Genomic DNA, 13,428 nt, shown 5'->3' with positions numbered 1-13,428 from the left:
AGTAAGGCCTTTGTGAGCACTGCTCAGCACTGAAGGGTGGTCACCCCGGCCGGGGTGACCACCCTTTCGGCCTTCCTGAGGCCCTGTCGGCCCGCCTGGGACACGAAGAGGCCCGTACCGGACCGGTACGGGCCTCCAGCGTCTTACGCGTCGTCAGACGCGTCAGGCGGCTGCGCCGCCGGGGAGCTCGACGTGGGCCCCCAGGTCCTTGAGCTTCTCCATGAAGTTCTCGTAGCCGCGGTTGATCAGGTCGATGCCGTGGACGCGGGACGTGCCGTCGGCCGCCAGGGCGGCGATGAGGTACGAGAAGCCGCCGCGGAGGTCGGGGATGACCAGGTCGGCACCCTGCAGCTTGGTCGGGCCGGAGACGACCGCCGAGTGCAGGAAGTTGCGCTGGCCGAAGCGGCAGGCGGAGCCGCCCAGGCACTCGCGGTAGAGCTGGATGTGGGCGCCCATCTGGTTCAGCGCGGAGGTGAAGCCGAGGCGGGACTCGTAGACCGTCTCGTGGACGATCGACAGGCCGGAGGCCTGGGTGAGCGCCACGACCAGCGGCTGCTGCCAGTCGGTCTGGAAGCCGGGGTGGACGTCGGTCTCCAGCGCTATGGCGTTGAGCGAACCGCCCGGGTGCCAGAAGCGGATGCCCTCGTCGTCGACCTCGAACGCGCCGCCGACCTTCCGGAAGGTGTTGAGGAAGGTCATCATCGAGCGCTGCTGGGCGCCGCGGACGTAGATGTTGCCCTTGGTGGCCAGCGCCGCCGACGCCCAGGAGGCTGCCTCCAGGCGGTCCGGGAGGGCGCGGTGGTTGTAGCCGCCGAGCGAGTCGACACCGGTGATGCGGATGGTGCGGTCGGTGTCCATGGAGATGATCGCGCCCATCTTCTGCAGCACGCAGATGAGGTCCTCGATCTCCGGCTCCACGGCCGCGTTCGACAGCACGGTGACGCCCTCGGCCAGCACGGCCGTCAGCAGCACCTGCTCGGTCGCGCCGACCGACGGGTACGGCAGGTGGATCTTGGTGCCGCGCAGCCGCTGCGGGGCCTCCAGGTACTGCCCGCCCTCGCGCTTCTCGATGACGGCGCCGAACTGGCGCAGCACCTCGAAGTGGAAGTCGATGGGCCGGCCGCCGATGTCGCAGCCGCCCAGGCCCGGGATGAAGGCGTGGCCGAGGCGGTGCAGCAGCGGGCCGCAGAAGAGGATCGGGATGCGCGAGGAGCCGGCGTGGGCGTCGATGTCGGCGACGTTGGCGCTCTCCACGCGGGACGGGTCCATGACCAGCTCGCCGGGCTCGTCGCCGGGGCGGACGGTCACACCGTGCAGCTGCAGCAGGCCGCGGACGACGCGGACGTCGCGGATGTCGGGCACGTTGCGCAGCCGGCTGGGACCGCTGCCGAGCAGCGCGGCGACCATGGCCTTCGGCACGAGGTTCTTCGCACCGCGGACACGGATCTCGCCCTCGAGCGGGGTACCGCCGTGGACAAGCAGGACATCGTCAGGGCCGGTCATGGATCTCGCGTTCCTGGAGTTGGGCAGGGGGCAAGAAGAAAGGGTAATGCGACCGGAGGGCCACACTGCCGCCTGAAGGGGCTTTTGCGTACGTCATGGATTTGCAACAACACGCTGTGTTTATGGAATGGTAGCTACCGGTTATCACCGGTCGCTCTGCGCGGTGGCTGCTCTCGTACGCCCCTCGTCGCTCCCTGTCCGTCCTCGCAGTCCACTCCCCGTCCGGGCCGCAAATGCGGGATCATGTGGCCATGACCGAGGTGTCCTCGCTCACAGGGCGACTGCTTGTTGCGACACCGGCGCTCTCGGACCCGAACTTCGACCGCGCCGTGGTGCTGCTGCTCGACCATGACGAGGAGGGTTCCCTCGGCGTGATCCTCAACCGGCCGACCCCGGTCGGCGTGGGCGACATCCTGGAGCACTGGGCCGGCCTGGCCGGTGAGCCGGGCGTGGTCTTCCAGGGCGGCCCGGTCTCGCTGGACTCCGCCCTCGGCGTGGCCGTCGTGCCGGGCGAGGCGCACGAGGCGGGGGAGCGGGGCGCCCGGCCCGGCCCCGGACTCCGCGGGGAGGACACCTCCGACGACGGCCCGCTCGGCTGGCGCCGGGTGCACGGCGCGATCGGCCTCGTCGACCTGGAGGCCCCGCCGGAGCTGCTGGCCACGGTCCTCGGCTCGCTGCGGATCTTCGCCGGATACGCCGGGTGGGGCCCCGGGCAGCTGGAGGACGAGCTGGTCGAGGGCGCCTGGTACGTGGTGGAGTCCGAGCCCGGCGACGTCTCCTCGCCCGACCCCCGGCACCTGTGGCGCGCCGTGCTGCGCCGCCAGCGGAACGAACTCGCGATGGTCGCCACCTATCCGGACGACCCGAGCCTGAACTGACGGCGCCCGGCCCCAGTACCCTTGGGGACCATGAGCACTCTCGAGCCCGAGCGCGGGGCAGGTACCGGCACCCTCGTAGAGCCGACGCCGCAGGTGTCGCACGGCGACGGCGACCACGAGCGCTACGCCCATTACGTCCAGAAGGACAAGATCATGGAGAGCGCGCTCTCCGGCTCCCCGGTCGTGGCCCTCTGCGGCAAGGTCTGGGTGCCCGGGCGCGACCCGAAGAAGTACCCGGTGTGCCCGATGTGCAAGGAGATCTTCGAGGGCCTGGGTCCTGCGGGCGGCGACAAGGACAAGGGCAAGGGCGGGGACAAGAAGTAGGCGCCGGACGGGCTGAAATCAGCCCGCCCCGCTTCCGGGGCCGGGGCAGGATCCCCCCATGGACCTCATCCCGGCCCCGCACCACGTCCGCTCCACCGGCCATCGCGCCCTCGGTGCCGACACCCGCATCGACGCCCACCCCGGCACCGAGGACGTCGCCCGCTGGCTGCGCACCACCGTCGGCGCAGCCACCGGTCTCCCCCTGGCCCCCGGCAAGGGCAACGGCATCGTCCTCCGGGTCGACCCCTCCCTCGCCCCCGAGGCATACCGCCTCGTCATCGACGACGACACAGTCGACATGGCCGGCGGCAGCCCCGCCGGTGTCTTCTGGGCCGCCCAGACCTTTCGCCAGCTCCTCGGCCCCGACGCCTTCCGCCGCGCCCCGCTGCGCCCGGACCGGCAGTGGACGGTGCCGCTCACCGTCGTCGAGGACGCCCCGCGCTTCGCCTGGCGCGGCCTGCTCCTCGACGTCGCCCGGCACTTCATGCCCAAGGACGGCGTCCTCCGTTACCTCGACCTGCTCGCCGCCCACAAGCTCAACGTCCTGCATCTGCACCTGACGGACGATCAGGGCTGGCGGATCGAGATCGAGCGCTACCCGAAGCTGACCGAGGTCGGCGCCTGGCGGGCGCGCAGCAAGCTCGGGCACCGCGCGTCGCCGCTGTGGGACGAGCGCCCGCACGGCGGGTACTACACGCATGACGACATCCGCGAGATCGTCGCGTACGCGGCAGAGCGGCACATCACCGTCGTCCCCGAGATCGACCTCCCCGGCCACTCGCAGGCCGCCATCGCCGCGTACCCGGAACTCGGCAACGCCGACGTCGTCGACACCGCGTCCCTGACGGTCTGGGACACCTGGGGCATCAACCCGAACGTCCTCGCCCCCACCGACACCGTCCTCGCCTTCTACGAGAACGTCCTCACCGAGGTCCTCGCCCTCTTCCCCTCCCCCTTCGTCCACATCGGCGGCGACGAGTGCCCGAAGGACCAGTGGAAGGCATCTCCGGCCGCCCAGGCCCGGATCGCCGCGGAGGGCCTGGCCGGTGAGGACGAGTTGCAGAGCTGGTTCATCCGGCACTTCGACCGCTGGCTCGCCGCGCGCGGGCGGCGGCTCGTCGGCTGGGACGAGATCCTGGAAGGCGGCCTGGCCGAGGGGGCGACCGTCTCCTCCTGGCGCGGATACGCCGGCGGAATCGCCGCCGCGGCAGCCGGACATGACGTCATCATGTGCCCCGAGCAGCAGGTCTACCTCGACCACCGGCAGGCGGACGGCCCCGGCGAGCCCGTCCCCATCGGCTACGTCCGCACCCTGGAGGACGTCTACCGCTTCGAGCCCGTCCCCCCGCAGCTCGCCGGAACTCCCGCCGCCGCACATGTCCTCGGCGCCCAGGCCAACCTGTGGACGGAGGTGACGGAGACCCAGCAGCGCGTGGACTACCAGGCGTTCCCCCGGCTCGCCGCCTTCGCCGAGACCGTGTGGTCCGCGCTGCCCGCGCCCGCGGAGCGCGACTGGGCCGGGTTCGAACGCCGGATGACCGCGCACTACGCCCGGCTCGGTGCGCTCGGCGTGGACTACCGGCCGCCCGGCGGCCCGCGGCCGTGGCAGCGCCGTCCGGGTGTGCTCGGACGCCCGATCGAGGGCCCGCCCCCGATCGTGTGAGCCACGGCGGAAGGTGACGGTCCGTGCGACGCGCCCCTGGCACCGTGGTCCTTCACACACCGCCGTAAGTCGTACAAGGATCCCCGAAACATGGCAATACGCCCACAGTGCGCAGAGGAGCCGGCCTCCGCCCGGGGCCGGCCCGGCGGTTCGCGGACCCTCGCGACGGCGACCTCCGAAGATGTGCCAGAGTTGCCACGTCCGGGCCGGCAGCACGTACCGTACGGCGAGACCTGGCGGCACAGTCGGGACCTCCGGGGAAGGGGCAGGTGGGTTGACCACGCACGCACCGCAGGCGGCGCACACCGTGACGTTGCCGGGCACGCTCGACGAGGCAGTGGCGGCGCTCGCCGCCATGCCCACAGCCGTGCCCGTCGCGGGCGGCACCGATCTGATGGCCGCCGTCAACTCGGGACTGCTGCGCCCCGCCGGACTCGTCGGCCTCGGCCGGATCAGCGAGATCCGCGGCTGGCAGTACCAGGACGGCGCGGCCCTGCTCGGTGCCGGTCTCACCCACGCCCGCATGGGCCGACCCGACTTCGCGGCCCTCATCCCCGCCCTCGCCGCCGCCGCCCGCACCGCGGGCCCGCCGCAGATCCGCAACGCCGGCACCCTCGGCGGCAACATCGCCTCCGCCGCGCCGACCGGCGACGCCCTGCCCGTGCTCGCCGCCCTGGAGGCCTCGCTCGTCATCGCGGGCCCCGGCGGCGGACGCCGCGAGGTGCCGGTCGGCCGGATGCTCGCCGGCCTCGACATGCTGCGGCCGGGTGAACTCATCGGCTACGTCCGCGTACCGCTGCTGCACGCCCCCCAGGTCTTCCTCAAGGCCACCGGCCGCACCGGCCCGGGCCGCGCCACCGCCTCCGTCGCGGTCGTCCTCGACCCGGCCCGGCGCAGCGTGCGCTGCGCGGTGGGCGCCGTCGCGCCCATGCCGCTGCGGCCGTTCGACACCGAGCACTGGGTGTCCTCGCTCATCGACTGGGACGGCGACCGCACCCTCGCACCCGAGGCGCTCGCCGCCTTCGGCGAGTATGTGGCCGCCGCCTGCATCCCCGACCCCGTACCCGGGCATTCCGCCGCCCCGACCGGCGACGGGCCGGGTACCCTGCCGCCGGCGGTGCTGCATCTCCGTCGTACGGTGGCGACTCTGGCCCGCCGAGCACTGGGGAGGGCACTCGCGTGAGTGACGAACAGCAGCGACACACCGAGGGCGGCTGGCAGCCGATCCCTCAGGGCGCGGGGCTGGAGGCGGACGGCACGACGTTCGTCCAGCTGCCGCCCGAACTCCTCGCACAGCCGGGCACGTCCGGCGGCTGGGGCCCGCTCGCGGCCCCGGGCACCCCTGCACCCGCGCCCGCACCCGCACCGACGGTGACGTGGCCCGACCCGTACGCCGCCCCCGCGGCCACGGGCGAGTGGGACGTCCGGGCCAACGGCACCGGCAACCCCGCGGACCCGCAGGCCACGCAGGAGTGGACCATGTCGTTCACCACGGAGGGCGACACGGGCCAGTGGTCCGTCCCCGCCGCCGGGGACGACTCGGTGGAGGAGTCCGGCGAGTACCCCGTGCGCGACCGCGCCGCCGCGCCGGGGGACATCACCGGTACAGGTGATCACCGGGCCGAGACGTGGACGGCCGCGCCGGCCCCGGAGCCCGAGCCTGCGCCCGAGCCGGCCGCCGTGCCGGTGGAGCCGGCGGACGAGCAGCGGACCGAGGACGAGGCCGGAGCCCCCGAACCCGCACCGGAGCCCGCCCCTGCCCCCGCCCCCGAAGCGGCCCAGGGGCCCGCTCCCGGTGCCTCCGGGGAAACGGAAGCAGTAGCGGAACCGGAACCGGAAGCAGAACCGGAAGCCGAGCCGCACGACGAACACCCCCGCGTCTCCTACGTCCTGAACGTCAACGGCATCGACCGCCCCGTGACCGACTCCTGGATCGGGGAGTCCCTGCTCTACGTCCTGCGCGAGCGGCTCGGCCTCGCGGGCGCCAAGGACGGCTGCTCGCAGGGCGAGTGCGGCGCATGCTCGGTCCAGGTCGACGGCCGGCTCGTCGTCTCCTGCCTGGTCCCGGCCGCGACGACCGCCGGTTCGGACGTCCGCACCGTCGAGGGCCTGACCGTCGACGGACAGCCGTCCGACGTCCAGCGGGCCCTGGTCGAATGCGGCGCCGTGCAGTGCGGGTTCTGCGTGCCCGGACTGGCCATGACCGTGCACGACCTGCTCGAGGGCAACCACGCCCCGACCGAGCTGGAGACCCGGCAGGCGATCTGCGGCAACCTGTGCCGCTGCTCCGGTTACCGGGGCGTCCTGGAAGCGGTGCGCCAAGTGGCCGACGAGCGCGCCGAGACGGCCGCCGCGCACGACGAGGCGCAGCAACCGGAGACCGAGACGGCACGCATCCCGCACCAGGCGGGCCTCCACAACGGCGGCAGCGGAAGGGCAACGGCATGAGCGGAATGGGCGGTGCGACCGGCATGGGCATCGGCGAGGGCCTCGGCGCCGCCACTGCGGTGACCGTCCCGCCGCCCGTCCTGACCGAGCCCCGCACCCACGGCCTCGGCATCTCGCTCCCGTCGACCGACTCGTACCCCAAGGCGCAGGGCACCTTCCCGTACGCGGCCGACCTGTGGGCCGAGGGCCTGCTGTGGGCGGCCGTGCTGCGCTCCCCGCACCCGCACGCCCGCATCGTCAAGATCGACACCTCGGCCGCCGCGGCGATGCCGGGCGTCCGGGCCGTCGTCACGCACGAGGACGTGCCGGGTTCCGCGGCGCACGGCCGCGGGATCGCCGACCGCCCGGTCTTCGCCTCCGAGATCATCCGCCACCACGGCGAGCCGATCGCCGCCGTGGCCGCCGACCACCCCGACACGGCCCGCCTCGCGGCGGCGGCCATCGCCGTCGAGTACGAGGTGCTGGAGCCGGTCACCGACCCGGAGCAGGCATTCGCCGCCGAACCGCTGCACCCCGACGGCAACTTGATCCGCCACATCCCGCTGCGCTTCGGCGACCCGGAGGCGACGGGAGAGGTCGTCGTCGAGGGCCTGTACCGCATCGGCCGCCAGGACCCGGCCCCCATCGGCGCCGAGGCCGGCCTGGCCGTGCCGCGCCCCGACGGCGGCGTGGAGATCTACACCGCCTCCACCGACCCGCACGCCGACCGCGACCAGGCCGCCGCCTGCTTCGGCCTGGAGCCGGAGCGCGTGAAGGTCGTCGTCACGGGCGTCCCCGGCTCGATGGGCGACCGCGAGGACGCGGGCATCCAGCTCTCGCTCGGCCTGCTCGCCCTGCGCACCGGTCACCCGGTGAAGCTGGCGGCCACCCGCGAGGAGTCCTTCCTCAGCCACCCGCACCGCCACCCGACGCTGCTGCGCTACCGCCACCACGCGGACGCGGAAGGCAAGTTGGTCAAGGTCGAGGCCCAGATCCTGATGGACGCGGGCGCGTACGCGGACTCGTCGTCCGACGCACTGGCCGCCGCCGTCGCGTTCGCCTGCGGCCCGTACGTCGTCCCGCACGCCTTCGTCGAGGGCTGGGCGGTACGCACCAACAACCCGCCCTCCGGCCATGTGCGCGGCGAGGGCGCGATGCAGGTGTGCGCGGCGTACGAGGGCCAGATGGACAAGCTGGCGGCGAAGCTGGGCATCGACCCGGCGGAGCTGCGGATGCGCAACGTCATGGCGACGGGCGACCTGCTGCCGACGGGCCAGACGGTGACCTGTCCGGCCCCGGTCGCCGAACTGCTGCGCGCCGTACGGGACTTCCCGCTCCCCGCCCTGCCGAAGGACGACCCGGAGGAGGGCTGGCTCCTCCCCGGCGGCCCGGACGGCGCGGGCGACCCGGGCGCGGTGCGCCGGGGCGTGGGCTACGGGCTGGGCATGGTCCATATGCTGGGCGCCGAGGGCGCGGACGAGGTCTCGACGGCGACGGTCAAGGTCAGCGGCTCGGTGGCCACGGTGATCTGCGCGGCGGTGGAGACGGGCCAGGGCTTCACGACCCTGGCGCGCCAGATCGTCCAGGAGATCCTCGGCCTGGAGGAGGTCTACGTCGCCCCGGTCGACACCGACCAGCCGCCCTCGGGCCCGGCCTGCCACGGCCGCCACACCTGGGTGTCGGGCGGCGCGGTGGAGCGCGCGGCACGCATGGTGCGGACGCAGCTTCTGCAGCCGCTGGCCGCCCAGTTCGGCATGTCGACGGAGCTGCTGCAGATCACGGACGGCAAGATCACGTCGTACGACGGGGTGCTGAGCACGACGGTCGCCGAAGCGCTGGACGGCAAGGAACTCTGGGCGACGGCCCAGTGCCGCCCCCACCCCACGGAGCCGCTCGACGACACGGGCCAGGGCGACGCGTTCGTCGGCATGGCGTTCTGCGCGGTGCGCGCCGTCGTCGACGTGGACGTCGAACTCGGCTCGGTGCGCGTCGTCGAGATGGCGGTCGCCCAGGACGTCGGCCGCGTCCTCAACCCGGCCCAGGCCAGGGCCCGTATCGAGGCGGGCATCACCCAGGGCGTGGGCGCGGCGCTCACGGAGAACCTGCGCACACCGGGCGGCCAGGTGCGCCGGCCGGACCTGACGGGGTACGCCCTGCCGACGGCGCTGGACGCGCCGGACATCCGCATCGTGAAGCTGGTGGAGGAACGGGACGTGGTCGCCCCGTTCGGCGCGAAGGCGATCAGCGCGGTGCCGGTGGTGACGTCCCCGGCGGCCATCGCCTCGGCGGTACGGGCGGCGACGGGCCGGCCGGTGAACCGGCTGCCGATCCGTCCGCAGACGGCGGCGGTCGTCTGAGTATCTGCGCGCCGATGAGCTGAGTACGGGAGCGCAGGCGCGGGCGGGCGGTGGTTGCTTTGCTGGTGCCCATGAGGACCACCTGGACGAACACCTGGCACCAGCCGCGGGACGACAAGGCATGGTGCGTGCGCGGCGTGACCGCACTGCTGGTACTGCCGCTGCTCGCACTGGACTTGATGTTCATCGGCCTGTCCCCGATGGCGACGGACAGCTGCGGCCCGGACCACTGCTCCGCGGCACTCATGACGTCCCTGGCGGTGGCACCGGTCGTCTGGTTCGTCGCGGCCGCCCTGCTCGTCCTGACCTGGGCCCTGCCGTCCCGGCCCCGGTACGGGGTGACGCGCGGGGTGGCGGCGGCAGGGGCGTTCGCGGCGGGGGCGCTGGTGATCGGCATCCTGGCGAACCTGCCGATGGGCTGAGTACGGTGATCGCCCCGGGCACACCCCACCCACCCCATCCCAGGAGCTGCCCTGTATGAGCGCAGAGCCCCTTGACGACAACCGTGTCGTCCTGGCACCCGCCCGGCCCGGTCCGGAGGGCCCCGGGGCGCAGGTTCTCTTCGAGACGCGCCGGACCGCGCAGGGGTACATCTGCGGGCTCGTGTTCACGTCCGCGGAGCGGCTCGTGTCCTGCCTCGGTCCGGACCAGCCGTGGGTGGCGCTGCCGGTCGGCGCGTTGCGCGAACTGCTCGGCGAGGCTGGCATCACGGTCATCGCCGTCGACCCGACGACGAGGGAGGCCGCGGCATGAGCGACAAGCTCCGCGCAACGGTGGACCATATCGACGACACCGGAAGGGCGTTCCAGCGGGAGGCGGTGGATCTCGGCAGGACCGCACATCTGGCTTCCCCGCCGACTCCCGGCGTCGGCGACGTCGCGCTGAGCTCCGCCCTCCTGCGCCTCAGCGATGCTTTCGGCGCGGCGCATCGGATGATGACGGGCCTGATCGACGGCCATGGCAGCAAGCTGCGGAAGGCGGCGGCCGATTACCAGAACACCGATATCGACCTGCACGGGATGTTCGACGACCTGATCGACAAGTACAAAGGCCGATGAAGCGTGATCGATGACGACATCAGGGGACTTCACGACGTCGCGCGCGACTACACGTCGGCCGCCAGGACGTTGGACGAGTCGTCCAGGTTTCTGAACTCCAAGGTCGCCGGTGTGGTCCACGAGGCGGGCTGGACGGGCGATGCCGCCAGTTCGTTCCAGACGGCGTGGGCCTCGGACGGTACGGTGCAGGCGGCCATGGCGGAGGCCATGTCGCAGGTGGCGGATGTTGTCACGGTCCTGGCGGAGAAACTGGCCGAGTCCCGGCAGGAGTTGGACGCCGTCCAGGACAAGGCCCGTGCGGCCGGGCTCACGTTGGACGGCTACGGCGGGGCCACGGGGACGACGGACCAGCAGGCCGCGCTGGATGCGTACAAGAGCGGTGCGGAGGCGGCGCTTTCACGTGCCCAGCACGTCCGGCAGTGGGCGGCGCAGCAGCTGAACGGCATTGCAGCGCAGATCCTTCCCGGCGGGAGCGCCCCTGCGACTCTCGGCCCGGCCGACCAGCTCACCTTGGCGGAGGTGCTGCGAGGCTTGTACACGACACCGGCGGCGGTCGAGGAGGTCGGCCACAAGCGGCTGGAGCGGTTGACCCAGGAGGCCGCGGAACTGAAGCGGTCCCATGCGGGGTTTCCCAAGGGCAGTGAGGAATGGAACCACATTCTGGAGCGGCGCCGCGCGGCCCGTGCGGTGCACAGCGAGCAGCGGCTCAGGATTTCCTCCGTCGAGGGCTGGACGAAGAAGTTCAAGGGCAGCAAGGGAGCCAGGTTCACCGTCGGGGAAATCGCGGACCAATTCCGCGGAGGGAAAGCGGGAATGGTGGGCGCCGTGGGTGCTCTCAGCGGTGTCCTGACCGGGGCCATGGTGTATTACCAGGCCAAGGAAGATCATGAGAAGGGTTGGTCCTGGGGCGAGGCGGTGGCCAAGGACGGCGGTCCGGCGGCGGTCGGGCTGGTCGCGGGAGTAGCCCTTGAAGGGGCAATTGCGGGAGCCGCAGAGGCTTCGGCCCCCGTCGTCGGCGCCGCGGGGGCCGTGGTCGCAGGTGTGGCCGTCGGATACGGCGTGGGGACCTTCGGCTACGAACTCACACACAATGCCCATTGGGGTCGGAACATCCACAAGGACGGTGTGGTGGCCGGTATAGGAGAGGGCTTTGCCGACGCCGGCAGGGCATGGCTGGACAACGACTGGCAGAAGATGGAGGAGAAGGCGAAGAACTCGGCCAAAAAGGTGTGGCATGGCGTCTTCGGATGACGTGCGCCACCGCTTGTACGAGCAGGGGTTGCTGAAGCCGCCGCCCCTGCACGGCGTTGGGCTGACCTGGGTGGACAGAGGCCGGGCCTACTGGGTCCGTCGTGTGGGTCTGACGCTCATGTGGCTGTTCGCAACCAGTATCACGGGGCTGATGGCCGTCGTAGTCACCAGGGGATGCGTCGAAGGCCAACGCCCCCTTGCCGTCGCTGCCTTCACGCTTGTATATGGCGGCCTGGGTGCCGGAATGGCCTTTGCTGCCATACGCGCGATCCACGTACTCGACCGTTACGGCCACCTCGGCAGAACAACCCGGCGTAGTCGGCGAAGCCATGCACTCGGCGTCCGCGCCGCATCGGCTTTCACGGCCCTTGCTCAGGCGTTCGTGCTCATTGCCATCCCGGCCGCCTTCGGCTTCTGTTTCCCGTTCTTCATCCGAAGTTTCGGCCGTTACACGCCCGGCGAGCGCTTCGAGCGTCGGCAGATCGGCCTGGAAACCTGAGCGTTCAGCGTCCCCGCTCCACCGCACTCCGCTCCACGCAGAACTCGTTGCCCTCGATGTCGGCCATGGTCGCCCACCCCGTCCCGTCCGGGCGCCGCAGGTCGTCCACCATCGTCGCGCCCAGGGCCAGCAGACGCTCCACCTCCTCGTCCCGCGTCCGGCCCTGCGGCTGCAGGTCCAGATGTACGCGGTTCTTCACGATCTTGCGTTCCGGCACCGTGATGAACAGCAGTGCCGCGCCTGCCGAGTCGACCGTCGCCTCCGGGTCGCCCGGGTGGTCGTCGGCGGCTAGCGAGCCGTCGAGGACCTCGGCCCAGAAGGAGGCCAGGCGGTAGGCGTCGGCACAGTCGATGGTGATGTGGCGCACGAGGGATGCCATGCGCACCAGCGTACGGCCGGGTGCCGTAGACGAGAACGCAACGGGACCATGGCCTGCTGCCGTGGGCGGCGGTACCCTCCCGGCCGTGGACGCTCCCGCCTTCGATCCCGTCGCCGAGCACGACAAGACGCGTGCCGCGCTGCGTGGGACGGCCCAGCGGCTCGGGCAACTCCTGGACGGGGTCCGCGATATGGACGCGCCGTCCGCTCTCCCCGGCTGGACCGTGGGCGACGTCGGCGCGCACCTCCGCGCCGTCTACCTCGCCTATTCCTCCTCCTTCACCGGCGAGTTCGACGACTGGGGCAGCGTTCTGCCGCCCGAGGACGGCCCGTTGGCCGAGCGGATCGCCGCCGTGAACGCGAAAGCGGTCACGCTCTTCGGCCAGGACGAACGCGCGCACCTCGGCGACTTCGTCCGCGAGCACGGCGAGACGTTCCTGCGGGTCACCGAGGGGCTCGCGCCGGAGACGCCCGTACCCACGCCCTGGTACGGGCAGCAGGTGGTGCTGACGCTCGCCGTCGCGACCGGGCTGATGCTCAGCGAGAGCCTGCTCCACGGGCTCGACATCGCCCGCGGCGCACGGCTTCCCTGGCGGATCGGGCCGGACGAGGCGCGGCTCTGCATCCGGCAGACGATGCCGACGATGATGCCGCTCACCCTCGACCGCGCGAAGGCGGACGGCGTGCGCGTCTCCTTCGACCTCGCCGTCCGCGGCGGGCCGCGGCTGACGGTCGTCGTGGCGGACGGGGCGGCGACGGTGACCTGCGACGAGTCTCCCGTCCGCCCCTGCGACTGCCGGATCTCGGCGGATCCCGTCGCCTTCCTGCTGACCGCCTTCCGGCGCACACCGCTCCGGAAGGAGATCGCACGCGGCCGGATGCGGGCCGGCGGCCGCAGGCCGTGGCTCGCCCTGCGCCTGCGCGGGCTCATCGCCGGGCCGTGAGTGCCGGGCCATGAGCGCCCGGCCATGGCGGAAACAGAGGCCGTGGCGGGAATCGAACCCACGTAACTCGCTTTGCAGGCGAGCCCCTCAACCACTCGGGCACACGGCCGTTTCGTGCATCTGTCCATGACCATAGGGCGCCGGGC

Annotated in this window: 14 protein-coding genes and 1 tRNA gene; 12 read left to right on the top strand and 3 right to left on the bottom strand. The window is 72.3% G+C overall.

Annotated features, from left to right (window positions below; genetic code table 11):
* Positions 1-162: 162 nt before the first annotated feature.
* Positions 163-1,503: a UDP-N-acetylglucosamine 1-carboxyvinyltransferase gene (murA, locus tag HG542_RS31660; RefSeq protein ID WP_171087582.1), complete on the bottom strand. Its 1,341-nt coding sequence runs from the start codon at positions 1,501-1,503 to the stop codon at positions 163-165.
* Positions 1,504-1,754: 251 nt separating this feature from the next.
* Here murA and HG542_RS31655 point away from each other — a divergent pair, with 251 nt between their 5' ends.
* From HG542_RS31655 to HG542_RS31605, 11 genes are all read left to right on the top strand, one after another.
* Entirely contained in the window at positions 1,755-2,381 is a 627-nt protein-coding gene (locus HG542_RS31655; protein WP_171087581.1) for a YqgE/AlgH family protein, read from the top strand.
* Between the two features lie 30 nt (positions 2,382-2,411).
* Positions 2,412-2,705, top strand: coding sequence for a DUF3039 domain-containing protein (locus tag HG542_RS31650; protein WP_171087579.1), 294 nt, complete (start codon positions 2,412-2,414; stop codon positions 2,703-2,705).
* A gap of 58 nt (positions 2,706-2,763) precedes the next feature.
* Positions 2,764-4,368 carry a beta-N-acetylhexosaminidase gene (locus HG542_RS31645; protein ID WP_171087577.1) on the top strand — a complete coding sequence of 535 codons (1,605 nt, stop codon included), beginning with the start codon at positions 2,764-2,766 and terminating at the stop codon, positions 4,366-4,368.
* A 274-nt stretch (positions 4,369-4,642) separates the two neighbouring features.
* Positions 4,643-5,551, top strand: a complete 909-nt coding sequence (locus HG542_RS31640) for an FAD binding domain-containing protein (RefSeq protein WP_171087575.1) — start codon at positions 4,643-4,645, stop codon at positions 5,549-5,551.
* Complete coding sequence (locus HG542_RS36000) at positions 5,548-6,816, top strand: (2Fe-2S)-binding protein (protein WP_171087573.1); 1,269 nt, start codon at positions 5,548-5,550, stop codon at positions 6,814-6,816. The genes HG542_RS31640 and HG542_RS36000 overlap by 4 nt, the downstream gene beginning before the upstream one ends.
* A 5-nt stretch (positions 6,817-6,821) precedes the next feature.
* A complete protein-coding gene (locus HG542_RS31630; RefSeq protein ID WP_373313200.1) occupies positions 6,822-9,152 on the top strand; it encodes a xanthine dehydrogenase family protein molybdopterin-binding subunit in 2,331 nt (776 codons plus the stop codon).
* Between the two features lie 71 nt (positions 9,153-9,223).
* Complete coding sequence (locus HG542_RS31625; protein WP_171087518.1) at positions 9,224-9,574, top strand: hypothetical protein; 351 nt, start codon at positions 9,224-9,226, stop codon at positions 9,572-9,574.
* A gap of 55 nt (positions 9,575-9,629) precedes the next feature.
* Positions 9,630-9,905 (top strand): SAV_915 family protein, encoded by a 276-nt coding sequence (locus tag HG542_RS31620; RefSeq protein ID WP_171087572.1) that lies wholly within the window; start codon positions 9,630-9,632, stop codon positions 9,903-9,905.
* Positions 9,902-10,210, top strand: a complete 309-nt coding sequence (locus HG542_RS31615; RefSeq protein WP_171087565.1) for a DUF6317 family protein — start codon at positions 9,902-9,904, stop codon at positions 10,208-10,210. The genes HG542_RS31620 and HG542_RS31615 overlap by 4 nt, the downstream gene beginning before the upstream one ends.
* Positions 10,211-10,213: 3 nt before the next feature.
* On the top strand, positions 10,214-11,461 hold the full coding sequence (locus tag HG542_RS31610) for a WXG100 family type VII secretion target (RefSeq protein WP_171087563.1): 1,248 nt from the start codon (positions 10,214-10,216) through the stop codon (positions 11,459-11,461).
* Positions 11,445-11,960, top strand: coding sequence for a hypothetical protein (locus HG542_RS31605; RefSeq protein ID WP_171087561.1), 516 nt, complete (start codon positions 11,445-11,447; stop codon positions 11,958-11,960). Before HG542_RS31610 ends, HG542_RS31605 begins: the two co-directional genes overlap by 17 nt.
* 4 nt (positions 11,961-11,964) lie before the next feature.
* Here HG542_RS31605 and HG542_RS31600 read toward each other — a convergent pair whose 3' ends face one another.
* On the bottom strand, positions 11,965-12,339 hold the full coding sequence (locus HG542_RS31600) for a VOC family protein (RefSeq protein WP_171087559.1): 375 nt from the start codon (positions 12,337-12,339) through the stop codon (positions 11,965-11,967).
* Positions 12,340-12,424: 85 nt separating this feature from the next.
* Here HG542_RS31600 and HG542_RS31595 point away from each other — a divergent pair, with 85 nt between their 5' ends.
* A complete protein-coding gene (locus tag HG542_RS31595; protein ID WP_229922842.1) occupies positions 12,425-13,282 on the top strand; it encodes a maleylpyruvate isomerase N-terminal domain-containing protein in 858 nt (285 codons plus the stop codon).
* 37 nt (positions 13,283-13,319) lie between these two features.
* On the opposite strand, the gene HG542_RS31590 is transcribed toward HG542_RS31595, so the two are convergent.
* Positions 13,320-13,391 (bottom strand) — tRNA-Cys (locus HG542_RS31590).
* Between the last annotated feature and the right edge of the window lie 37 nt (positions 13,392-13,428).

The sequence above is a fragment of the Streptomyces morookaense genome, assembly GCF_013030945.1.
GTDB classification, from domain to species: Bacteria; Actinomycetota; Actinomycetes; order Streptomycetales; family Streptomycetaceae; genus Streptomyces; species Streptomyces morookaensis.
This window is presented reverse-complemented; position numbering and strand designations above follow the sequence as displayed.

Bases quoted from the DNA above. Each gene is read 5' to 3' on its own strand.
- murA (WP_171087582.1), bottom strand. From the start codon at position 1,503: ATGACCGGCCCTGACGATGTCCTGCTTGTCCACGGCGGTACCCCGCTC.
- HG542_RS31655 (WP_171087581.1), top strand. From the start codon at position 1,755: ATGACCGAGGTGTCCTCGCTCACAGGGCGACTGCTTGTTGCGACACCG.
- HG542_RS31650 (WP_171087579.1), top strand. From the start codon at position 2,412: ATGAGCACTCTCGAGCCCGAGCGCGGGGCAGGTACCGGCACCCTCGTA.
- HG542_RS31645 (WP_171087577.1), top strand. From the start codon at position 2,764: ATGGACCTCATCCCGGCCCCGCACCACGTCCGCTCCACCGGCCATCGC.
- HG542_RS31630 (WP_373313200.1), top strand. From the start codon at position 6,822: ATGGGCGGTGCGACCGGCATGGGCATCGGCGAGGGCCTCGGCGCCGCC.
- HG542_RS31625 (WP_171087518.1), top strand. From the start codon at position 9,224: ATGAGGACCACCTGGACGAACACCTGGCACCAGCCGCGGGACGACAAG.
- HG542_RS31620 (WP_171087572.1), top strand. From the start codon at position 9,630: ATGAGCGCAGAGCCCCTTGACGACAACCGTGTCGTCCTGGCACCCGCC.
- HG542_RS31615 (WP_171087565.1), top strand. From the start codon at position 9,902: ATGAGCGACAAGCTCCGCGCAACGGTGGACCATATCGACGACACCGGA.
- HG542_RS31605 (WP_171087561.1), top strand. From the start codon at position 11,445: ATGGCGTCTTCGGATGACGTGCGCCACCGCTTGTACGAGCAGGGGTTG.
- HG542_RS31600 (WP_171087559.1), bottom strand. From the start codon at position 12,339: ATGGCATCCCTCGTGCGCCACATCACCATCGACTGTGCCGACGCCTAC.